Annotated in this window: 18 protein-coding genes, 1 tRNA gene and 2 pseudogenes; 8 read left to right on the top strand and 13 right to left on the bottom strand. The window is 30.3% G+C overall.

Annotation, left to right across the window (positions count from 1 at the left end; all coding sequences use genetic code 11):
* Positions 1-116 (top strand): annotated as a pseudogene (locus FOF46_RS32780) (IS982 family transposase); the annotation flags it as partial.
* Here the strand turns inward: FOF46_RS32780 and FOF46_RS27755 are convergent.
* The 6 genes from FOF46_RS27755 to FOF46_RS27735 form a co-directional block, all read right to left on the bottom strand.
* Positions 109-306, bottom strand: a complete 198-nt coding sequence (locus tag FOF46_RS27755) for a hypothetical protein (RefSeq protein ID WP_143918743.1) — start codon at positions 304-306, stop codon at positions 109-111. The pseudogene FOF46_RS32780 and the gene FOF46_RS27755 overlap by 8 nt on opposite strands.
* A 243-nt stretch (positions 307-549) precedes the next feature.
* A complete protein-coding gene (locus FOF46_RS27750) occupies positions 550-2,583 on the bottom strand; it encodes a hypothetical protein (RefSeq protein ID WP_143918742.1) in 2,034 nt (677 codons plus the stop codon).
* Between the two features lie 5 nt (positions 2,584-2,588).
* A complete protein-coding gene (locus FOF46_RS33175) occupies positions 2,589-2,693 on the bottom strand; it encodes a DUF7737 domain-containing protein (protein ID WP_456264138.1) in 105 nt (34 codons plus the stop codon).
* A 541-nt stretch (positions 2,694-3,234) separates the two neighbouring features.
* Positions 3,235-5,364, bottom strand: a complete 2,130-nt coding sequence (locus tag FOF46_RS27745) for a toprim domain-containing protein (RefSeq protein WP_143918741.1) — start codon at positions 5,362-5,364, stop codon at positions 3,235-3,237.
* 79 nt (positions 5,365-5,443) lie between these two features.
* Positions 5,444-5,677: a hypothetical protein gene (locus FOF46_RS27740; RefSeq protein WP_143918740.1), complete on the bottom strand. Its 234-nt coding sequence runs from the start codon at positions 5,675-5,677 to the stop codon at positions 5,444-5,446.
* A gap of 18 nt (positions 5,678-5,695) precedes the next feature.
* A complete protein-coding gene (locus tag FOF46_RS27735) occupies positions 5,696-5,971 on the bottom strand; it encodes a helix-turn-helix domain-containing protein (RefSeq protein ID WP_143918739.1) in 276 nt (91 codons plus the stop codon).
* Between the two features lie 535 nt (positions 5,972-6,506).
* Here FOF46_RS27735 and FOF46_RS27730 point away from each other — a divergent pair.
* Entirely contained in the window at positions 6,507-7,622 is a 1,116-nt protein-coding gene (locus FOF46_RS27730) for a cysteine desulfurase family protein (RefSeq protein WP_143918738.1), read from the top strand.
* A gap of 44 nt (positions 7,623-7,666) precedes the next feature.
* Here the strand turns inward: FOF46_RS27730 and FOF46_RS27725 are convergent, their stop codons facing one another.
* From FOF46_RS27725 to FOF46_RS27710, 4 genes are read right to left on the bottom strand one after another with little or no spacing between them, the layout of a single operon-like run.
* Positions 7,667-8,794 carry a phosphoadenosine phosphosulfate reductase family protein gene (locus FOF46_RS27725; RefSeq protein ID WP_143918737.1) on the bottom strand — a complete coding sequence of 376 codons (1,128 nt, stop codon included), beginning with the start codon at positions 8,792-8,794 and terminating at the stop codon, positions 7,667-7,669.
* 2 nt (positions 8,795-8,796) lie between these two features.
* Entirely contained in the window at positions 8,797-12,012 is a 3,216-nt protein-coding gene (locus FOF46_RS27720; protein ID WP_143918736.1) for a hypothetical protein, read from the bottom strand.
* The gene (locus tag FOF46_RS27715) at positions 11,987-12,871 is read right to left on the bottom strand and encodes a DUF4007 family protein (protein ID WP_143918735.1); all 885 of its coding nucleotides are present in this window, start codon (positions 12,869-12,871) and stop codon (positions 11,987-11,989) included. Before FOF46_RS27715 ends, FOF46_RS27720 begins: the two co-directional genes overlap by 26 nt.
* A complete protein-coding gene (locus FOF46_RS27710; RefSeq protein ID WP_035088718.1) occupies positions 12,868-13,194 on the bottom strand; it encodes a helix-turn-helix domain-containing protein in 327 nt (108 codons plus the stop codon). Before FOF46_RS27710 ends, FOF46_RS27715 begins: the two co-directional genes overlap by 4 nt.
* Positions 13,195-13,435: 241 nt before the next feature.
* Here FOF46_RS27710 and FOF46_RS27705 point away from each other — a divergent pair, with 241 nt between their 5' ends.
* The 3 genes from FOF46_RS27705 to FOF46_RS27695 are packed head-to-tail and all read left to right on the top strand — an operon-like array spanning position 13,436 to position 16,954.
* Positions 13,436-15,766: a sensor histidine kinase gene (locus FOF46_RS27705; RefSeq protein WP_143918734.1), complete on the top strand. Its 2,331-nt coding sequence runs from the start codon at positions 13,436-13,438 to the stop codon at positions 15,764-15,766.
* Position 15,767: 1 nt separating this feature from the next.
* Positions 15,768-16,172, top strand: coding sequence for a hypothetical protein (locus tag FOF46_RS27700; protein ID WP_143918733.1), 405 nt, complete (start codon positions 15,768-15,770; stop codon positions 16,170-16,172).
* Positions 16,169-16,954 (top strand): hypothetical protein, encoded by a 786-nt coding sequence (locus FOF46_RS27695; RefSeq protein WP_143918732.1) that lies wholly within the window; start codon positions 16,169-16,171, stop codon positions 16,952-16,954. The genes FOF46_RS27700 and FOF46_RS27695 overlap by 4 nt, the downstream gene beginning before the upstream one ends.
* A 178-nt stretch (positions 16,955-17,132) precedes the next feature.
* On the opposite strand, the gene FOF46_RS27685 is transcribed toward FOF46_RS27695, so the two are convergent.
* Together FOF46_RS27685 and FOF46_RS27680 are read right to left on the bottom strand one after the other, a co-directional pair.
* Positions 17,133-19,568: a hypothetical protein gene (locus tag FOF46_RS27685; RefSeq protein WP_143918730.1), complete on the bottom strand. Its 2,436-nt coding sequence runs from the start codon at positions 19,566-19,568 to the stop codon at positions 17,133-17,135.
* 290 nt (positions 19,569-19,858) lie between these two features.
* Positions 19,859-19,940 (bottom strand) — tRNA-Leu (locus FOF46_RS27680).
* Positions 19,941-20,236: 296 nt separating this feature from the next.
* Here FOF46_RS27680 and FOF46_RS27675 point away from each other — a divergent pair.
* The 3 genes from FOF46_RS27675 (at position 20,237) to FOF46_RS27665 (ending at position 22,408) form a co-directional block, all read left to right on the top strand.
* Complete coding sequence (locus FOF46_RS27675) at positions 20,237-21,625, top strand: dipeptidase (RefSeq protein WP_109434245.1); 1,389 nt, start codon at positions 20,237-20,239, stop codon at positions 21,623-21,625.
* A 127-nt stretch (positions 21,626-21,752) separates the two neighbouring features.
* Positions 21,753-22,124, top strand: a complete 372-nt coding sequence (locus tag FOF46_RS27670) for a BlaI/MecI/CopY family transcriptional regulator (protein WP_109434244.1) — start codon at positions 21,753-21,755, stop codon at positions 22,122-22,124.
* The gene (locus FOF46_RS27665) at positions 22,121-22,408 is read left to right on the top strand and encodes a hypothetical protein (RefSeq protein WP_143918729.1); all 288 of its coding nucleotides are present in this window, start codon (positions 22,121-22,123) and stop codon (positions 22,406-22,408) included. Before FOF46_RS27670 ends, FOF46_RS27665 begins: the two co-directional genes overlap by 4 nt.
* Here FOF46_RS27665 and FOF46_RS32775 read toward each other — a convergent pair.
* Positions 22,388-22,501, bottom strand: a pseudogene (locus FOF46_RS32775) (IS982 family transposase); the annotation flags it as partial. The gene FOF46_RS27665 and the pseudogene FOF46_RS32775 overlap by 21 nt on opposite strands.

The raw sequence follows: 22,501 nt of genomic DNA, 5'->3' as shown, positions 1-22,501 counted from the left end.
TTGAGGGATTTAAAAATAGAATCTTATCAAAGATCACAGCAATGACCATTATTCAATATATCAATAGGTTTGAATTCAACAGAAATATAAACAACCTAAAAATTAATATTAACTAAATGCACAACGGGTTCTTCTTAATATATTTCTATTGGTATCCAAGGCTCTGTCTATTTCTGCTTTTGCACTGCGCTTTTGTCGAGCTTTAAGATTGTTATATCGGATTTGATTTTCTCTAGTAGCAAAACGCTGATCACTACGAGTAGGAGTAAATTCTACACCCGTTAATAGGTCTTTTATTTTTTCCATATCTATATATTTTTTATGTAAAAATATGGATGTAGAACATTGAATTTTTGTAGATGAAACCAAATTAACCTAAGTTAATATTGCTTACCATATTTTGAAGTAATTCTATAAGAAAAGTATATGATGGAAGTTGGAAATACGCTTGTATATAGCATTTCAAATTTCCTGTGCCTGTATAACTTTGTAAATCAAAAACTTGAATTTATAACGATCATAAATTATTATTTCCGGTTTCCAACATTATTAAAAAATTAGATTTCCAGAGCTATCGAAACCTCTATAACTATAATATTTTGTCGAAAATAAAGCAGATTTTTCTGTTTTGGTCAATAGCTCTTCAAAAGTATAGTTCGCAAGTTTAATGTCTTTAAAAATCTTTAATAAGATTAATTTTCCATTTTTTGTGAGAATCCATCTGAGACTTTTTCTTTTATCAGAAAATGTATAAAACGAGATGGCGTCTTTAAGATCTATTTTGGCTAAGATTTCCGAAGGCATATCTTCAGTTTCTCTTCCTCGATGATTTACAAACGATTTATTATTAGTAAAGTTTATATGGATACTGTTTATTGATCTATCTTCTACTAGTCTCATTAGAAAATTGTGATCTTTTATACGTTTAAGAATTCTTTTTTTGTGAGTTTCAAAATTTCGTAAAGGAGTCAAACTATCTTCCAAACTCATTCTGAGGTTATAGAAAATTTTTTCATTTTCATTTTTTTCTTTTAAAGTAGCATTCCAACTATATCCGCTAAAGCTGTAAGAGCTCACATGTGCAATAACAGATTTTGTAATATCATACTTGTCTATTAATTCTTTTTCACGAATCAATAAATCCTCTAATTGTTTATCAGGCCTTTCTATCCTTGATTTTAACTCATAAGGTATTTGTTTGATAAGTGTATCAAGATGATGTTGTATCCTTTGTTTTTCTATAGAATCTACTATAAAGTGTTTATAGTTTTGATAGGTATTATAAAAATGTAATTTATTAAAAGTATCCATTTCGGGATCACTTATGATATCTCCTACAATATCTTTAAACCTATTTTTATTCTCTTTAGAGGAATTGGCAAATGCTTGGCCTATTTTATTTGAATCAGAAAAGTAATGTCCTTTTCTTGGAGCCTGCATTTTTATGCCAGACCCTATTAATAGCATGGGTATATCTAGGTTGAGCAATTCTAATTGATTAATATATGTATCTCTACTATTGGTTGCTATATTACTACTGGCAATTCGATTGGCACGATCGTTTAATAAATTCATACTTGATTTTATAAATACATCCCAATTAGCAATAGATGCGGATATTCTAGCCATTTCTGCAAGTTGTACTCTAGGAGAGTTGTCAAAGCTACAGCTGCCTATTTGCGGATTTTTTCTCATAAAATCGATTGCTGTTTCCTTGGAAATCAATTGCCCTATAAAAAATTCTAAATCTGTATTAGATGTCTTGTTTTCCTTGGCAAAATCTACAGCAGCAAAAAGTTTTTGTTGGAAAACCGTATCATGTTCGAATAAACTATCAGAAAAGAATTTCTTTTTTTGTAACCATTTTTTCTGTTGATCCAGATATACTTCATATTTATCTTTGTCATATACTGGTTTATTTGTAGCCCGTTGGTAATATTTTGATAGATCATCAAAAACTTTAGTGCTTACAAAATTAGAAGTATTGTTGTTACCGCTTTTAATGAATAAGTTAAAATTGGGATCAATAATCTTATCTGTATAGACTATATAGTTCTTATATTTTAGAGGGATTTTTTTAGTAATAAAACCGTTTCTTAACAAGAAACCAGAAACAGTAGTATTTCCTTTCTTTTTATTAGTTCTAATTTTATAGATGGTTTTAAGGTTGTCCTTTTGCCACTTTTTCTTAAAAGGAAAAGAAATCTCGTGATACTGTCCATTACCAATCTCATAAGTTCTGAACTTAATGATTTTTTTATCACCGTAATCCTTATATATATTCCTGACTAATAAAAGATCAAAATCGGTAATTAAATTAGGGTATTCTGTAATTAATATTTGTAAATCGTTTACTTCCAATAGACGTTCAATGAACTTATTCGGATTTCCTGTCTGGATTTCGAAATAATGAGCTGATGTTTGTGATAATGAATTATATGACAGGTTTGAGATTTTACGATTTTCGACTTTTAAGTTTTCTATTTTTTGATTTAACGGATCTATATGCTTCTCTAAATTTAAATGCTGAGCCTTTATAAAACTGCTGCATAAAAAGAGAACCATTATAATTTTAGTTTTCATAATGACTACTTATTAATTTGAGTTAAAATGGTAGGATCTTTTATGTTATTATCTTCTGACAACAACTTCATTTTAGAAATATTTTGTGCTGATTCAGGGTCATCATCCATAAAAAGGAAGAAATATTGTTCTTCTGTGCTGGATATATACTGGGGATAGTGTATATTTTCTTTTTTCCTAACCGTTTTAATTGGATGATAAGCTGTTGCATGTATCAGAAGTTTTCCCCAATAAAGCTAACTAATATTGATTAATATTGAGCAAGGTTTTTTCATTAAATATAGAAGCTTATATGATTAGAAATCTAATGATGTAATTTAAAGCGCTGATAAATAGTATTTTGAGTAGTTATTTTTTCAAATTAATCTATATTAACATAAATAGGTTTAATTTGGATATATAGGAATGTGTCTTATGATATATATAATTTATGTGAAGCTATAAAAACATATATAAAATGTATGTTATACTACATTTATATAACTTGATTTGTCACTAACATACATTATTATGAAAAAATCTTATGTTGGAAAGAGGAAAACTGAGCTTTGATTGATGAAAATTGTTAATATCTGAATTTCAGGTTATTAAAAACAACGGAAGCCAGAAATACTATATATAGTTGCATTTCTAACTTCCATCTTTTTTAAGTCATAACTGCAATGTATTTTGTTTTTGACCTCTTTTGATAGGAGCAAGGCTATAAAACACTTCCTTACCCTCCTTTTTCTTTTGTAGTACAGAAGGAATTCCTTTTCCATTAGCGATAGGTATTCTTTTATCAATACACTCCTGTAATCGTTCGCGTATGGTCCTCTCACTACAATCAAAGAAAGAGGCAAGTTCATCTACCAAAGTTCTACTTTGAATAGCACTTCTTAATAACCGTGATATCTGTTGCTGAATTTCAAAAAGATCTGCTTTTGTTCTTCTTGATCGAGCTGACTCATCTATAAAATCAGCATCTGCTTCTACCAATCCATTAACACGTTCACAATATCTCATATAGAATGGTTCAGGACGTTTGCCACCACGTAATTTTAATATATTAAGGATTATCAAATCTGTAGGTCGCCTGTGGCTGTCTTTTTCAAATCCAATTTGGATAGCAGTGGTTGCTTTGTTAAGAAGTTCTGTTCCTAAGTGCCCTCTTGCTTTATCGGTGCTACCAGGATTTTCATGAATGAGTGCCAGAAAAGTAACATCTTCACTATTGATACTATCATTCATTAAATCGATTAATTGCATACTATCACCAGATCTGTTGAAATCCTGTATACAGTCGGTAATTACATCCAATATAATAATCACGTGACCTGTATACATCATTTTTACACGTTTTATATAGGATGTAAGCGCAAAAAAACGATCTTTTCTAGGAACTTGTAACAACGAGATGTAATCAAAATCATCTGGAGTATCTTCTCTTTGATATCCGGCCTTTTTTAATATCTGTTGCAATGCATACGGAAATTGTTCTGTGAGGTTACGCTCTGTATCTACATAACAAATATTAACATTTTGCTGTGTATTTTTTCTAAAACTCAATAAGTCACTATCACAAGTATCTTTCTTTATCAAAGCACTACAAATGGTTTCTGCTAGTCTACTTTTATGTACACCCGCTTTTCCTTGTATGACGTTAATGGTTCTAGGATATAGTATACCGATATCTTTCTGAAATAATAAAGGAAGAGCCTTATGAATTAGCTTTGCTTTATGCTCTGTAAGTACTTTTTGAGTTTTTAATAACAATGGTATATAATCATTTTCTTGTGCAATGTGTTTTGTAGATAGCAATTGTACTTCATGTTGAGATTCTGGTGCTTCCGAAATGATTTCAGTGTTATCTAATGAGTGACCAAGCGCAAAGAAATCAGCGATATCTTTTCCTTTTCCACTCATTACTTTTTCAGGGAGTACCATTCGTTGCAAGCCATAGTTATTCGACAGCTTTATGGATTGTGTAATACCTGTATGGTCGATATCATATAAAACAATAACCTCTTTAAATCTGGCTTTTAGATTATCTATAATTTTTAGAGGAGGATTTGCCGTTTCACTATTAAAACAAATCGCAGCTTCGTTACGTGCATAAAGCGAGAGTACGTCTTTTTCACCGCCAGTTATAAATACACGATTTCCTGTCTTAGGAAGTTGGGTGTATCCGAAAATATAAGTATCAGGTTTGTCGCCAAGCCATGCAAACCGAAAGCGAGTAGAAAGCGGACAATAGATTTTATAACAATTGCCAGAAATCTTATATCCATACATAGGGTTTTCTATAGAGGAATTAAAAGAAACACGCTTTCCGTGTGTATTGACTCTAGTATAGTCTTTTATTGGATGTACATTGAAATGTTTTAAGATAGAGATATTGATTCCATAAGGTTGCCAATATTCTAGATCTTTGTTCTGCCAAGCTTCTTTAAGTTGTATTTCAAAATCAATTTTAGGAGTTTCATAAGAAAGTTTCAAGCTAAAGTCTTGATTTATTAAAATGAGTGCTTCTCTAAAATCACATTGCTTTAATCGCATTACCAAATCAAAAATACTTCCTTCATCCGCTGTCGCAAAATCTTTAAATCTCCAGTTGCCAGAACTGGCTTCATAAATATTGAAAGAAGGTGTTTTTTGCTTTTGAGCAAGAAAAGGATTAGAAATATGTTTCCCTTGCTTTAGAACTCCTCTATTGTGATATGTCTGTAAATAATGATTAAAGGCATCTTGTAAGTTTATTTTATTCAAGATGTTTTCTTTTGTTAATATATCTATATTCATCTTTTTATTTTTTTGAAGTTTAGAGATATCTTGATTAGGGTTGATTTATAAAAGCTGAATACTAATCAAGATATCTTTACTATTGTTTTCCTGATTTTTTATGTCTTTTTAATTCTTGATTGACTTCATCTATATGATAGAACTTTTTATTGCCATATACATACGGAGTCAATTTTAGAATTCCGTTTTTTTGCCACCTCCATAGTGTTACATAAGAAATAGGAGGGTTGAATAATTTTCTGATCTCGCTAAGACTGTAATAATCAGCTTCAGGATTAATAAGCTCTGTCTCCGTTCTGATAAATGTTTTCATCTGTTTATCATTTTAGCGTTAGATTTTATGTTGCTCTAAAAAGGCTAAAATGCTCTTTCTAGAATATAAAATTGTACGCCCATGTTGAGAAGCCACAATATGATTTTCATATAGAAGCTTTCTTAATTTACCAGTGCTTTTGATTCCGAGTAATTGTTTAGCTTCTATAGCATTTACCCAATCAGAAGTTTGTTGATTTTTTATGGGCTTTTCTGTTTTCTTTACCCTTTGGATAACCTCTTCTACCAGCTTATAGAAAGCTTTTGTTTCGAATACAATGAATTTCCCTTTCATCTTGTTTTGGATTTTAATGAATACTCTTTTTAGATCATTGTACTTTGCAAAGTCAATTTTGTTTGTAGATATCTGTTGTAAATTTTAGACAAATAATAATAGAAAACAATAGGTAACGAGGAGTGTAGTGACCTCTCAAATTTGGAGTACTGTTTTTAATGTTTCTATATGTGGGTATTTGTTCTCAAATGTTTCCAAATGTCGGTATATGCAAGTAGCTTTTCGGGCATAAAATCGAGCAAAATGCTGATTTTTAACAAAATAATAACTTTTCAACAGTGCCTTTTTGAGCGTTTTTGAGTGTTTGAAGAGTTTGGGTTGGGCGTAAAAACGTCAGATGGGGTTGGTTAAAGCGTAATAAAGTGTTTTTTTGCCACTCCGTTTATATCCTTATTATGTTTAATTTCATGGTAAGGACTTTCAATATTCTCTTACTTACGATTCATTTTTATGGTTAGAACTTGTTAAAGAATTTTCTATAAGACAGCTTAAGTTTAAATCATTATTCTTTACTTTGAATAGTTTTAGATAAAATATGACTGATTTACCTTTATATTTAGATTATGCTTCTACAACCCCAATAAATAAGAAGGTTTTAGATGAAATGCTTCCTTATTTTGAAGATATATATGGCAATGCAGCAAGTATGACTCATAAATATGGAGATCTTGCAAAAAAAGCTGTTTTAAAAGCTCAATCAAGAATTGCAAATTTAATAGTAGCTGAAGCTGAAGAAATTTATTTTACTAGTGGAGCTACAGAATCTATAAATTTGGCGTTGAAAGGCATTTATCAAGCCAATAAAAAAAACGGCAACCATATAATTACTGTAAAAACTGAACATAAAGCCGTATTAGATACTTGTTCTTATTTAGAAGATGTTGGTGCTGATATAACCTATTTAGATGTAAGTAAAGATGGTTTAGTTGATCTAAATGAATTAAAAAGTAATATTAAAAAAACTACTGTTTTAGTTTGTATAATGTATGTGAATAATGAAACTGGTGTCATTCAGGATGTAAATAGTATAGGAAGAATTTGTAAGGAAAGTAATATACTTTTTTTTAGTGACGCTACACAGGCGTTTGGTAAGCTTCCTATTAATGTGAATGATCAGAATATTGATCTGTTATGTTTTAGTGGTCACAAAATTTATGCTCCTAAAGGGGTAGCTGGTTTATATATCAAGAGGGGTATAGAATTACAAATGCAGATTCATGGAGGCGGACATCAGAATAGAATGAGATCAGGAAGTTTAAATGTATCTGGAATTGTTGGACTAGGTAAAGCTTCAGAAATTGCCAAAGAGAATATGAAGGAAGAATATGAGCGTATTAAGGAGTTAAGAGACAAACTGGAGAATACCCTTTTAAAGCAAAATAAGATTTGCATTAATGGATCAGGAGATAAAAGAAGTCCTTATATTTCTAATATTCAATTAATAGATCAAGAAGCAGATGATTTTATTATGAGAAATAGAAATAAAATAGCACTTGCTACAGGATCTGCTTGTAATTCTGAGATTATTGAATCATCACACGTTTTAAAAGCGATGGGTTTGAACGAGAATGAATGTAATGAAACTATTCGAATTAGTTATGGCATATTTTCTGATCTTTCAGATATTCAATTCTTATTAAATCAAGTTTAATATCTGATCTACTTGATTGTGAAATATATAAGGGATTTTATATCTTATATAAAACAACTGGCGCACCCCACGCCTTCAGCTTCGATAATTTCATCTCTCCAACTTTTAGAATTACGCTTTTTGCTTTGACGTTGCGTACGTGTATAATGCTCCTTTTTAATAGATTTAATACGTTTTGGGTTTGATAACTCATCCAAAGTTTCTTGTTCCATCCAAGTATACCCTTCTTTTTCGTATTCTTTCGCTTTCATATATAACTCGTGATGATTTTCATAAAGCCATACCCATTCTATTTTTTGTTGATAAAAGCAAAAAAAACAACCTGAACGGCTACGAGAATAATATCCTGTTTTAAGTTCTCCGTCTATTTCTACTTGATATTCTTTTTTGTTATAATATGCAGGTTTCCCCACACCACTATCTTCAAGTTTTTTATAAATATCTTCCAACACCAAAACATCATCATTATCTACTAAAGGAAAATAATCTAATTTTCCTACAGGATAATTAGTGGTTTTTAAATATTCAAAAACTACTTTATTAAATAACTTCACATCTGTATCTAATAAAGTGTTTAATTTTTGTTTTAAATTATATTCTTCTGAAATAGGTTTGTTTGCAAAATGAATAACTTCTTCCTTAATATGTTCAGAAGCCAAATCTTTATAATAACTTGTTAGGTTAGCTATGTTTCGATTGTTTAGTATTTCTCTAATGACATCTTCACTCCAGATATTTCTTCGAAAAGGAAATATAGATTGTACATTTTGTTTTTTTGAAATATACCCTTCACGATCTTCGTCTCCTCTTATGCCCACATAAGAAATTGTAGGCTCATCTCCTATATATTTTTCAAAAGGCTCTAACTTTAACTTTTTGGTACACCATCTAGCGGTAGAAGAAGGTAAATATCCTCCATATTCTGCTAGAAAATGGTCAAAAGTAGTTTGATGCGGTGTTTCTTCTCCAGGCTTTACTGCAACAATTTCTTTTATTTCAGTACCTAAATAACTATTTAGTTTTTCTACTAATTCATAAGTTTCATCTAGTTCTTTTCCTGTGTCACAAGTATAATACTCTACAACAAGTTCAGGATGCCTGTCTTTTAAATATAAAGCTAAAGCAGCACTATCTTTACCTCCTGAAATCCCTAAAACGTGTTTTACGGTCATCTTTATTTTTTTTGTAATAAGCGTATTAAAGCAGCTGTCCTTAGTTTTTTGTTATTTTTCAAAAGCGCTTCTAAATCTTTTTCTAAAGATATTAATTCTTTTTGATCGTCTTGAGAAATGATTACGTTTTCAACTTGTCTTTTTCCATCCACATTAGTTAGTTGAACTTGTATAATGTCATCCTCTTTTCGCTCTTCCTTTAGTTGATGAATTTCTACAAGATTCTCTAAGTTTTTCAAAATTTGAGAAGTGTTATCTAACAATAAGACTTCTTCTTCATCTTTCATTCTATTAATCCCTTTTCCTAAAACAACATCTCCTAGGGATTTTAACCAAGAATCCCTATCATCTAGTTTAGACATTAGTCTGTTTACTAATGTTTTCTCTTTAATAAGTAGTAGATGAGGTTTTAAGCCTTTAAAGCGTTTTTGAATAATAGGTTTGTAGGTGTTAAATTCTGATTTTTTAATTCCTAAGCTCTTTAATATTTTTTCTTCAAGACGATTGAGTAATTCATCATAAGAAGTTCTTACTTCATATATGGCTTCATTTAGATGTTTTATAAAGTCAACAAGAGTTTGTTCACTTTCTTTCTTCAAATTTAATTCTTGATACCCTAATCCTTGAGGTATTTCTATTAGCAAAGCTGTTTCGGGATCTTTAGCCTGAGCAATAGCATCTCGCAAACCTTTAGTAGCAGGTGACAGTCGATTAGTTGTTTTAGCATAGTCAGGAAGCCCTCTGTAAAATGCCATAAATCTACTGAAGATAGCTATTAAGGAGCTTTCTAATTTTTCATTTTCTTCTTGCAGTCCTGTAATCTCTTTATATTTATTTAAAAGATTCAGCTTTAAACCTTCTACTTGATATGTTTTTACATAATAATTAGAAGGCTTTTTGTGTATTAAATCTAAAACTTCGCTAGTTAGATAAGGTATATATCCTTCATTTTCATGAAATAAAGCAAAATCTTCGTTTTTGATGATTAGAAATATAGGTACCCAAAATTCCGAAAATCCCTTTTTGAGTTTTAATGGTGGCTTAGATAAAGATTCATATAGTAGAGAAATATTTTTCTTTATCGTTTTTGCTTCCTCTAGGAATTGTGTACAATGTTTCCATAAAGGGATGAAACTTTCATCATTTGGTTCACTTAATAAATAGTGTTCATTTTCTTCTCTATGGATCCCTGTTTCTTTAATTAGACTAAGATATATAGTTTTTTGAGGAGGAAATTTAGTGTCTTCATATCCTAAGTTACTATCTATAGCATTGTCTAATAAATCTTTGAGAAGATGTTTTCTAGCCGTAAGTATTGGAGTGCTTAAATGCTGTCTATTAACCATCTCATTCTTATATATAGGTATATCAGGATAAGCTTCGTTTGCAATTTTGGATAATAATTTATTTAAAATAGCTTTAGAAGTGATTTCTAAAATAGTTTCATTATAAATCCAAGTAGTTTTGGAAGTATTATAAAGATCAGTATCTAGTAGTTTTTCAAGTTTATTAACCTCGTATCTTCTTTCTTCTAACAACAGTTCTTTTGCAGCTTTATCATCAGAATGTTTTTTTATGACATAATCTAATTTTTCTATTTCAAACAGAGCCGTTCTTAACGTACTAATATTATTAAGTATTACAAAAATTTGAGGACCACTATTAGCAGATGCTTTTAGAACTTGGTTTTTGGTAATAGATTCATTGGAAATAAGATAAACATAACCATCTATTTCTTCTTTGGGTTGAATGATTTCTAATTCATTAATGATTTCAAATTTGAAGAATCGAGGCGTTCCTTTTTTATAATAAATGCTCTTAGCAGAAATCACTGGTAGATCAAGAAAATAATGTAATCTTTCTGTAATCTCAAATGATGGATTAATATTGGCAGAAGCCTCTAAGAGTTCTTGCTCGATATCAATATCCGTTCCATCAATAAAGAAATACTTTTTCTTATGATTAAAAAATTTAATGATGCGTTGCTCAACTAATCTATCAATTAGAATATCCGGATTTTCAATCTCTAACGCATAGGTAGCATAGGCACTCAAGAATTCTCTATCTAATTTACCTAGAGGTTTAGAAAATAAGTTAACTAAACCAATACATTTAATTATTTTAGAGAGCTCTTCAAAATTATCAGTATTCAGTGCATCTACTTTGTCTATTGCTTTAAGAATAGCTCGCCATACAGGCTTGTGAGGATTACTGTCCTTATCGTTAAGCTCACTAGTTAGGTTTTTTATTAGATAATCAAATACATCAGCGACGTTAAATACATTTTTGTCACTATTATTAAAATTTAATAATCCATCGTGTTTATTTGTAGATAAAAAGGTGAATAAGGATCTTTCATTTTGACCATATCTTTGTAGTGCTTGTGTTAAAATATTTACAGAAAGAAAATCTAATGGATATAGCTTTTTTGAAATTTCAAAATCTAAATTAGTCGAATTCGATACAAGTTTACTTTGATTGATTTTATTAAAAAGTTCCTTGAATTCTTTTGGAGATTTCATTTTAATATTAAAATCTTCAATACGTTTAGAAGCAAGGAATAAGAGTTGTTCTATAGGTTCATCAAATGAAATATCTATTAAACGACCTTTTACTTTTTCCCACTCCTTTTTTTGATTTTTTGATAATCCACCTGCATAGGAACCAAAATTTTGATGGAGTGTTGTAATTACAATAATATTACTATTGGGGTCATTAGCAAGTTCTGTAAGTTGCTGTATAAAATAGAGTTCCCGTTCAGGATTATTTTTGGATGCATATTCTAAAAATTTACCAAATTCATCAACAACTATGAATAAGATTTTCTTTTGTAGAGAAAGTTCAATTCCTTTTTGTTTAACTAATTCTAAGAGTGCTTTATTAGAACTTGATTTTTTAAGCTTAAAGGTTGTTTTTAAAGTTTCTAAGAAAGAAGAAGAATCACCTATAAGTTTAAGGAATTCGAATTTTTTAACACCATTAAACTGCCCGTTTAAAGGAGCAAAATAAGCAGTGTCAGTCATTAAATTTTTCTCTAACGCCCAAAGAAAACTAGACTTACCCGTACCATAAGAACCAATAATATTAAATGAGTGATGTCCTGATTGATAGGCATGAATAATTCTATCAAATACATCCAAAGCATTAGGAGTCGTAATATAATGGATATCATTTACGACATCCCTTTCTATGTTAGTTGATGTTGTAAACCTGAGCATTATAATAGTTTTCTAGTATGTTTAATTTATTTTGTTCTCCCTTTATTTGTAATTGTTTTCTTCCTCCATCTTCTTTATAGACAGCAAACTTATATCTATCACAAATTTCAGCAATTTTTAATTCTAGCCCTTCTGCATTACAAGCAAAAATATCGCCTATTTTTTCTTGTATAGCATCAAAAGGAATAGATACTTCGCCTTTAAAAGTATCTAAAATAGCATATAAGAATATCTCCACAGGAATCTCTTCTCTTTCAGTGACTTTTAATTGATATAATCCCTCAGAGGAGCCATTATCAATTTTATCAATTAAGTTTAAATCAATAAAAATAGAAGAAAGATCATCTTCTAAATCTTTACCTCCTCGTTTGTCTAAAAAATAAGTGCGTAAAAAAACTTTGATGTCAGTTTTTAAACTGTTCTCACTAGTATTAGAACCACTTCTTCGCCTTTCTTCTTTTTGAAGATATTTTAGTAATTGCTGAGAAGTAAATTGTGAGTTGATTTTTTGTTTTCTGAAATCTTTAAAAACTAAAGGATAAATAGAGGCCATCTCTGTTTTTAATAATTGATAATGAAGTAGCCATAAAGTACCTTCATATTCTAAAAAAGGATCTAAACCATCAACATCGTTAAATATAAATTGAGAGAAACTAGTAGTTTCATCTTGTTCATTTTTGATATAAAAAGCTTTTAACCAGAAATCTATTGAGGCAACCATATTTTTTCCAACCCCAAGTTTTACAACAGCATCTTGATCAGAAATAGTATTGTTTTGGATAGTGAAATCAAATCCTTTCTTCAGCCAAAAATGCCTGCAATGAAATGTCTCATGTCCTGTAAATCTAAGTTTTTTCATTGAAATTTAAATTCTCCTTGTATTAATTTTTTATTTCTCAAATACTCTAGCTTTTCTTTGCAACAGAGTAATATAGCTTCAGGGTTATCTTCATCTAATAAGGGAAAAACAATTTTGTCTGTTAAAAATCGCTTTTCTAATTCTTCAATAGGAACATCAAAAAAAGTGGCGAAATTATCTAACAGTGCTCTTTTAGGCAATCTTTCTCCTCGTTCATATTTACCCATTGTGGATTGATCTACGTCAACAACCGCAGATACTTTGCGTATTGGGAGATGCTGTTCTTCACGTAATTTTCGTAAGTATTCACCTAATGTTTCCATTAGAATTTGAGATTTTTTTGTTTAAGACATTATTTGTCTTTACAAATGTAGGGTTATTTGATGTTAATAGGTTATTTTTTGTTAGTAGTAATTAACATAATTATGTTTAGAAAAATATTTTTTGGATTTGTTAAGAAATGATTCATTGGTTTTTGTATTTTGGTTGTTAGAGCAATAATTAGTAGTGACTTTGGCGCAAATGTATTATCTGTATTAGACAAAAAAATAAAATATTCATCAATTGAGTAAATTTCAAAAATATAAATTTGAGCCTGGAGCTATGTCCATTATTCAAATGGGTGAAGAGCTCATAGGTCATCCTTCTACAGCTATAAATGAATTAGTAAAAAATTCATATGATGCTGATGCAGGTAAATGTTGGGTATATACTCAATATGATAAAAACCCGGAAAAGAACTTCCTTATAATAAAAGATGATGGTTTAGGAATGAACAATGATACGCTATTTGGAGATTGGTTAAGACCTTCGAAAAGTAGTAAAAGAAACTCGGATAAAGAGAATAGGGTAAGTGAGGTTTATAATAGAAAATATTTAGGCTCTAAAGGGATAGGTCGTCTAGCTGCAATGGCTTTAGGTCAATATTTAACTGTAATAACGAAACAAAGTAAAGAGAAAGAATATAATTGGATTAGAGTAGACAGGGAAGAATTTAGAGTAGAATCTTTACTTAATGCTATAGATTTCCCTGGAGGAAAAACGTCAAACTATTTAGAATTATTCTCTGATAGAGAAATCCTTAGAGAATCAAAATTGGCAGCCAATGGCAATTTAATAAATATCTTAAGAGATAGTCCTTTTCAAGATTTTAATGAAGGAACAACAATAATTATTCAAAATTTAGATAGTTCAATTAACACTTTGGTAGAAGAAGAATTTGAAAAACTAACTATAGACCAAACATCAATATTCAAATCTTTAAGAGATTTAATTACACCTCTATTATTAAATAATAAAATTCAAGATGAATTACTTGAAAGTGAAATAATCGATGAGAAACTAAAAATAGATAATGGAGAAGGAACTTTTGAACTTTTTTATGGTATTAACTTTATTAAGAATCAAATTAAAGGAACTGTAGATTTTATAGACATTGAACCATCAAGTATTTTAGATCATTTTGATTACAGAGTTTATGGAAAAGTTTTTCAGGATGGTAGAGCTAAGTTTAGATATCTGTGTAAAAGGTTTGATGATGATCCTGATGATAAAATAATTGATGTTTCATCAAAATTTAACTTGTCAGAAGAAGATCCTAAAATTAGAATAATTGAGGAATTAGAAGAAAAAAGTAAAGAAAAAGATTCGGGTGTTGGAGAATTTTATTTTGATATCAGGGTCTATGATTTAGATTCTGATGCTAAAGAAAAAATGGTAAAATTTTTAAATGCTAAAGGACGAAAAGAAGCGAATGAAACTTTTTCAAAATATGTAGGATTACGTGTTTCTAAAAATGGGTTTGGAGTTAAGCCTTATGGCGAAGAACAGCATGATTGGATGGGACTTGGTGCAAAAAGAGTTCAAAAGCATAAAGTAACAATAGGTCCAAATCAGATTATTGGAAATATATTTTTGTACTCACCGCAAAATGATGGATTAAAAGAAAAAACAAATAGAGAAGGGTTTTATGAAAGTAAAGTATTTATCAATTTTAAAAAAATCATAGCTGGAATTCTTGAAGAAACAGGAAGAGTTAGAGAAAGGTATAGAAGAAAACATGGATTAGGTAGTAAGACTATCAATAAGTTAGATAGACCTGATACCGAAAAATTTATACAATATATTTTAAGCCAATCTGATAATAAAGAATTAATATCCAAGACAAAACAGTTTGTTATTGAAACCAATGATGCTTTAGATAACATGGAAGGATCATTATCATTTTCTCAAAGGTTAGCTTCTCTAGGGACAGGACTAGAATTAGTTTATCACGAATTGGCTCAGCCAATTACGGTTTTAGGAGGTGTAAAAACTTCGTTGGAGATCAATATAAAAAAAATTGAAAATGATATACTTAAATCTAAATTACTAAAGAGAACAGAAAATTTAGAAGGAGCGATAGATTTATTAGATGAACTCAAAAAGTCGTTACAGCCAGCTATCGGAAAATCAATTCCTAAAAAATTTAAGCCTTTGAGTACTTTCAAAAAAGTCTGTCATTTGTTTGAAAAAATAATGGAAGAACACAATATTATTCTTGAGATAAAGAATAATGATTTGGATTACGAGATTAAAAATTTTGAATATATTTTTTGGGTTTCATTTCTTAATATTCTCAACAACGCTGTCTACTGGTTAAAAGATGTTGATAAGCGTGTTATTATTTTTGAAATTGAATCAAGTGAAATTATAATTAGTAATTCTGGTCCGAAAATACCGGAGGATGATTTAGAAGTTATTTTCGAATATGGAATTACTTCAAAAAGAGAAAAGAATACTACTGGTTTAGGTCTTTCTTTCACAAAAAATATGCTCGTTTCAAATAATTGGGAAATTTATGCGGATAATAGATCTTACGGACCAGCATTCCATATTAAAAAAATAGACAAATAAAATGCCAAAAGAGAGAAAAGTAAATACAGGGATTATCATACTACTTGAAAATGAAAAAGCTATAAGAGATAATTTTATTAATTTATTTGAAGATTTAGAAGTTGATTTAAAATTAGTTTCTTGTGCTACCCCCGAGGATTATGAAAAAGCCCTTCAGGAATCCAAGATTAATAATGACTTAAGAGGTATTATTATGGATTTATCAAATACAATTCAAGAAGAAGATACGAAAGAATATAAAGCCTCTGAATATATAAAACAAGAGTTTGAGGTAAATAGAATCCCTATTTTCATTCATAGTGGAAATCTAGAACATTATCTAGAATTAAATGATAAAGGAACGGTATTTAAAATGTCAAAGGAAAAAGGTTCTGTTGAAAATATTTGCAAATTGATAAAAAAATGAATGACTCTGGATTTCTTAGCATATTTTGCCTTGGAGGTGAACTTGAGAAAAGATTAATGACTGAAGTACACAATGCATTTGTTGAGCAATTCAAAGGGAATGAAATAGAGGCTATTATTGATTCAATAAATCATTCAACTTCAAGTAATACTGTTATAAGAACTAAGGAAGTTTTTGAAAGAATAGCAGTAAGGAATGTTTTTGAAAACTGGAATAGTGCTACTAAAAACGAATCTGAAAATATTGTAGAAGTACAATTAAACTCAATTGAGCATTATTACAGAAGAACAAGTGTTTTTGATTTTTGGACAGGGGATGTTTTTGAACAAAAAACTCAACCTTATGAAAAATGCATTGTTTTGACTCCCCGATGTAATGTTGGTCATAGGAATTTTGATGAACTCCTATTGTGTAAAATTCAAAGAATTACTAAAGATAAATTAATAGAGTTAACCGGAAAAAAAGGAGAAGATAGATTAAGGAAAAATATAACGGATCATCAGATTGTTGGTGAAAGATATCGATTTTTACCACCTACTCCACAGTTTGAAGGAGGTTTAGCTGATTTTAAAAGTGTCTTCTCTGTCGAAGCTGCTGATTTTAAAACTATTTGGAAAAGATTAATTACCTTAAGTGACGAACTTACTAATGACGTTGTTAGAAAATTTGCTTCTTATACTCTACGGGGAGGCATTTCTGAAACTGAATTTAAAGAAGCTCATCATTATGTGTCAAATCTGACGAAAAATGATAATGTAGAAGGAAAAGTAGAAGCTAATTAAACATAACATCCTATTTTTTTAGCTTTTTTCATAAAAATAAGCATTCCCTTTTTTGATAAATTTCAACTTACCCGAAACTCGCAGGTGCATTAGATCGCAAGATGACACTTTGAGTGCTTTCATAGTTTCTTTACTACTTAGATATTTGTTTTCATCTATTTCCATAGTGGTATGATTTTTAATCTCCTAAACTTTCTATTAGGTCTTTGTCTCCAAAATTAATAATAAATTCTGTGTAGTAGCTGTCAAAGATGTCCTGTAAATATTCAGAAATATCTCTATTTTCGGTAGTGCCGTTTTCGTCTTCTTTTAAGATTTCAAACTTTCTGTTTTTTGTAATTGTATATAGGAACAATGTATGAAAATATACGGTAGATATGTATTTAGTTTCTTTTGCTTTTTTCTGTTCCTCGTTGATGTTTTTTGATTTCGCTTTAAAGCGAGTAAGAACGTTGCTATCCATGTTAATAAATATTTTCTCTAACTGATCTCCATTGGCTAAAGGATACATTACCATTTTAGCATCCATTTCATTAGACAAAAGACCACTTACTTCATCCCAAGAAGCAAATCCTTCTATTTTGTTTTCGTAGACTAGTTTATATTCTGGTAAACCAGGGTTTTCAAAATCTTCTTCTTTTTTAGGTGCTTTTTCTTTTTTCTGGAGAGGTTCTGCAATACGCACTAATAAAATTTCATCAAAAGAAGGACCACTGCCGTTAAGTGAAACTTTTAATTCTATTTCATCACCAACAGTAAGATTCTCTTTCCCTTCTGTATTAAAGTCAATTCTAATAGTACCATTACGTGGACTGCTTTTATGGATATTAAAAACTTCGCTAATCTCTGTTGTAGATCCTTTTTGATCGCCGTCTTCTGCTTGGTTATTGGAGTAAGAAACAAGTGCAATTTCTAATTCACCAGGGTCATCAGTTCTATGGAAATAGTTATCTTCTACATCAGTTGCAAATTGTATTTGTCGTTCTCCATTTAAGGGAAGGCTTACAGCACTTTTATTTCCTTTTCCTTTAAGATTAAAAAAACTTGGAAAACGCTGAGGAGAAAAAGAAACTTCTTGAGTATTCTTTTTGCTACCTTTCTGTTTATCATTGTTGTTTTTGGAAGTTTCTGTTTTAAAATCTAATTTAAATGTTTGACTCAATAAACGCATTAAATCGGGAGCCATTCCGATATCTTTCGTAAAGGTTTTTAATAATTCATTAGTACTACCAGATTCAAATGAAATGGAGTTTCTGCGTTCCTGATTCAATTCATATAATACACTCCCTTTCTTTTTTAATTGCTTAGCAATAAAGTCACGCAGACTTTTAGTTTCTTGACCACCTTTTAAGCGATCTCTTGAAGCCATAAATAGTTCTTTTCTAAAATCGTAATCTAAATGTGTACAGTCTACGTGAATCAGCAGATGGTTTTTTAGTAGATTAAATTGTAAAGATCTTGTAATAAATTCTGTAGTGTAATGTCCGTGTACTTGTCCATTCATAGAAAATAAAACAGACATATTATTTTTAAAATAACGATCTCTAATTATTTTTTTTGATTCAGCAATACTGTAGTCTTTTACTTTGCTTTTAAATACATATCCTGTTACAATAAGTTTGGTACCTGAAAAGAGATCATCTGTATATTCTTCTACAAAAGTCTTTTGTAAATAATCTTTTTCCTCTTTTTCTAATCGCCTTTTTAAGCCAAAAAGATCTGTTTCTAAAACCTTGTTATTTGGATATCTCTCTTTGGTATCTTTTGTTAAAACAGGTAACGCAGGTTCAAATAAATATTCAGTAAGGTGCTGATTTAATTCCTGAGCAAATCCATATCTCTTACCAAATTGATAAGAGTATAACTTGATAATAGTGCCAGAAGTAAATGTTTTATTGTGTAGTTTTAAATCAAGAGATTCTATATTAAATGAAGGTATCTTGTTATCGATTACTAAATATTCATACCATGTATTTTTGATAGTAAGCTTATCTTCTTTAGTTAAGGGATGTTGTCTGACTAAAGTGAAACCAAAATCCCCTATTTTGTTATAGCGTTTAGAAGCAATTAATTGATAACCGTTTTTTCCGCAAAACACAATAGCTCCACTACCACCCATATTATATTTACCTTGTACAAAAGGAATTTTGTTTTTATTCCCTTTCATAAGAGATAGAAATGTCTCTTCAAACATTTCAGGAGGTTGTCCTTCGCCATTATCATAAATGATCACAGCAGTGTCATCAGTAGGGCCATCTGCAATGATCTGTATTTCTTCTGCTTGTTTTCGTCTATTAGATTGAATGTCCCAATTGTTTTTAGGGTAAAATAATGCAACAGCTTCATCCATTGATTTTGGGGCTTCTTTTGATTCAGGGTTAATTCCTGCTTCATAACATTTTTTCATAAGCGTGGCATCAATAGAGTTGGTTACTTTTTCAATGAGCGCTGCAACTGGTGAAGATTGTTGATTTTCTATAATACCATAATTACTTTCAATTCCTCCTAAATGTTTCCAATTATTATTTTTAAAAACAGAAGGGTTATTATTTATAATTTCCAAAACATCAATTTCTGTCTTTGCGGAGAAAAGTTCCAAAAAAAGTTCTTTCATAAAATTCAATCTATTAAATCTTTATAAACATAGAAACTTATCTTGTAATGCTATTACGGAAAACCACAAGACTTGTTTCCTTAGGAGAAATATTATTGTAAATTATGATTTTTTGATCAATTATAATAACAAGCAACACATATTTCATAAAGTATCAAACGATTGGATTCAGAATCAATATATAAGATCTAAAATATACTTTAATTAATATTGGGATTGATCCAAAGTATGACCTATGTATGACCCAAAACAAAAAACCCAACTTGAAAGAGTTGGGTTTTCTTAAGCTGTGCGGGCGGAGAGACTCGAACTCTCACACCTCGCGGCACTAGATCCTAAGTCTAGCGTGTCTACCAATTCCACCACGCCCGCATTAAAAACCTTTACAATACTTAGGACTCTTTGTAAAAGCGAGTGCAAATATAAACAATACTTTTAAAATAAAAAGACCCATTTAAAAAAATATAACTTTTATATCAATTCTTATATGAAATGACTGTTTTATAAATGGAGTTGTTTTGATTTTAGGCAAGGAAGAAAATCTATGGATAGCCTTAGCTATCGATACTATTTTGTGACGAAGTATAGAATCAAAAGAAACTATTTTACAAGGTTATTTCATATAAGAATTGGTATTAGTACATTTAGACCAAAATTAACTCAGATTCATGCAAAACATACACACCTATGTTCAAGAACATAAAGATCGATTTATAAACGAACTTCTTGAGCTCCTTAAAATTCCATCAGTTAGTGCTGACACAGCATATAAAGATGATGTAATCAGAACCGCAAAAGAGATAGAAAAAAGCCTTAGAGCAGCAGGTTGCGATATCGTTGAAATATGCGAAACTCCTGGTTATCCTATTGTATATGGCGAAAAAATTGTAGATAAGAACCTTCCAACAGTATTGGTATATGGTCATTATGATGTGCAACCTCCAGACCCAATAGATTTATGGGACAGTCCGCCATTTGAACCTGTAATAAAAAAAACAGAAATTCATCCCGAAGGGGCTATTTTTGCTAGAGGATCCTGCGATGATAAAGGTCAGATGTATATGCATGTTAAGGCATTAGAAATTATGACAAAAACGGGTCAATTGCCTTGCAATGTTAAATTTATGATAGAAGGGGAAGAAGAAGTAGGGAGTAAGAGTTTAAGTTGGTTTGTAGAACGTAATCAGGAAAAACTTGCCAATGATGTAATCTTGATTAGTGATACGGGAATGATTGCCAAAGATGTACCTTCAATCACAACAGGGCTAAGGGGATTAAGTTATGTTGAAGTTGAGGTTACTGGACCTAATAGAGATTTACATAGTGGTTTGTATGGTGGAGCGGTAGCTAATCCAATCAATATCCTAACAAAAATGATTGCATCTTTGCATGATGAGAATAATCATATTACTGTTCCAGGTTTTTATGATAAAGTAGAGGATCTTTCTGCAGAAGAACGTGCTGAGATGGCAAAAGCACCTTTTTCGCTTGATAACTATAAAAAATCATTAGATATTAATGCTGTTTATGGAGAAGAAGGATATACAACGAATGAACGTAATTCTATTCGTCCTACACTAGATGTTAACGGAATTTGGGGTGGATATACCGGCGAAGGAGCAAAGACGGTGATTGCAAGCAAAGCCTATGCTAAAATATCGATGCGGTTAGTGCCCAATCAAGATTGGGAAGAAATAACAGAATTGTTTAGCAAACATTTTGAAAACATAGCTCCAGAAGCAGTAACGGTAAAAGTGACCCCGCATCATGGAGGACAAGGATATGTAACACCGATAGATAATGTTGGATATAAAGCGGCAAGCAAGGCATATCAGGATACCTTTGGTAAAACTCCGATCCCGCAACGTAGTGGAGGAAGTATTCCGATTGTCTCATTATTTGAAAAAGAATTAAAAAGTAAAACAATTTTGATGGGATTTGGACTCGATAGTGATGCTATACATTCTCCCAATGAACATTTTGGAGTTTGGAATTATCTAAAAGGTATCGAAACTATTCCTCTTTTTTATAAGTACTTTACAGAATTGAGTAAATGATTCAGATATAAAAGTAGATATACAAACCACTCATAATGAGTGGTTTTTTTGTTTTTAGGAATAAATAATTTGGAAATATAAAATTTTATTCTACATTTGTAGAGTTAATTCTAACAACGTAGAACAAATGCAATTATCAAAAACAGAAGAACAAGTGATGCAATATCTCTGGAAACTAGAGAAAGCCTTTATGAAAGATGTATTAGATGCTTTTCCAGAACCAAAACCTGCAACGACAACTGTGGCTACGTTACTCAAAAGAATGACAGATAAAGGATTTATAGATTATAGATTATACGGGAAGTCCAGAGAATATTATCCTTTGGTAAAAAAGACAGATTATTTCTCTAAGCATGTGAATGGATTAATTAAGAATTTTTTTAATAATTCTGCTTCACAATTTGCATCTTTTTTTACTTCAGAAACTAACTTGTCTACTACAGAATTAGAAGAACTTAAAAAGATAGTGGATCAACAAATCGAAAAACAAAAGCAATGATCATATATATCATAAAATCATCTCTTTGTTTAGTGCTGTTATGGGGTTTCTATACCTTGTTTCTAGAACGAGAAAACATGCATCATCTTAAAAGATTTTACCTTCTCTTTAGTTTGATTTTTGCATATACAATCCCTTTGATCACAATAACATATGAAACTGATATTGTCATCAATCCAGAAGAATTTCAGCCAAACGTTACTTATGCCCCTGTAATGAATGATCCACAGGTAGAAGAATCTTCTATTAAACCCGTTGTGCATTTAGTTAATATTAATTTTTAGGTTGTTTATATTTCTGTTGAATTCAAACCTATTGATATATTGAATAATGGTCATTGCTGTGATCTTTGATAAGATTCTATTTTTAAATCCCTC

The organism is Aquimarina algiphila, from assembly GCF_007489275.1.
GTDB lineage: Bacteria > Bacteroidota > Bacteroidia > Flavobacteriales > Flavobacteriaceae > Aquimarina > Aquimarina algiphila.
This window is presented reverse-complemented; position numbering and strand designations above follow the sequence as displayed.

Bases quoted from the DNA above. Each gene is read 5' to 3' on its own strand.
- FOF46_RS27755 (WP_143918743.1), bottom strand. From the start codon at position 306: ATGGAAAAAATAAAAGACCTATTAACGGGTGTAGAATTTACTCCTACT.
- FOF46_RS27750 (WP_143918742.1), bottom strand. From the start codon at position 2,583: ATGAAAACTAAAATTATAATGGTTCTCTTTTTATGCAGCAGTTTTATA.
- FOF46_RS33175 (WP_456264138.1), bottom strand. From the start codon at position 2,693: ATGGATGATGACCCTGAATCAGCACAAAATATTTCTAAAATGAAGTTG.
- FOF46_RS27745 (WP_143918741.1), bottom strand. From the start codon at position 5,364: ATGAATATAGATATATTAACAAAAGAAAACATCTTGAATAAAATAAAC.
- FOF46_RS27740 (WP_143918740.1), bottom strand. From the start codon at position 5,677: ATGAAAACATTTATCAGAACGGAGACAGAGCTTATTAATCCTGAAGCT.
- FOF46_RS27735 (WP_143918739.1), bottom strand. From the start codon at position 5,971: ATGAAAGGGAAATTCATTGTATTCGAAACAAAAGCTTTCTATAAGCTG.
- FOF46_RS27730 (WP_143918738.1), top strand. From the start codon at position 6,507: ATGACTGATTTACCTTTATATTTAGATTATGCTTCTACAACCCCAATA.
- FOF46_RS27725 (WP_143918737.1), bottom strand. From the start codon at position 8,794: ATGACCGTAAAACACGTTTTAGGGATTTCAGGAGGTAAAGATAGTGCT.
- FOF46_RS27720 (WP_143918736.1), bottom strand. From the start codon at position 12,012: ATGCTCAGGTTTACAACATCAACTAACATAGAAAGGGATGTCGTAAAT.
- FOF46_RS27715 (WP_143918735.1), bottom strand. From the start codon at position 12,871: ATGAAAAAACTTAGATTTACAGGACATGAGACATTTCATTGCAGGCAT.
- FOF46_RS27710 (WP_035088718.1), bottom strand. From the start codon at position 13,194: ATGGAAACATTAGGTGAATACTTACGAAAATTACGTGAAGAACAGCAT.
- FOF46_RS27700 (WP_143918733.1), top strand. From the start codon at position 15,768: ATGCCAAAAGAGAGAAAAGTAAATACAGGGATTATCATACTACTTGAA.
- FOF46_RS27695 (WP_143918732.1), top strand. From the start codon at position 16,169: ATGAATGACTCTGGATTTCTTAGCATATTTTGCCTTGGAGGTGAACTT.
- FOF46_RS27685 (WP_143918730.1), bottom strand. From the start codon at position 19,568: ATGAAAGAACTTTTTTTGGAACTTTTCTCCGCAAAGACAGAAATTGAT.
- FOF46_RS27675 (WP_109434245.1), top strand. From the start codon at position 20,237: ATGCAAAACATACACACCTATGTTCAAGAACATAAAGATCGATTTATA.
- FOF46_RS27670 (WP_109434244.1), top strand. From the start codon at position 21,753: ATGCAATTATCAAAAACAGAAGAACAAGTGATGCAATATCTCTGGAAA.
- FOF46_RS27665 (WP_143918729.1), top strand. From the start codon at position 22,121: ATGATCATATATATCATAAAATCATCTCTTTGTTTAGTGCTGTTATGG.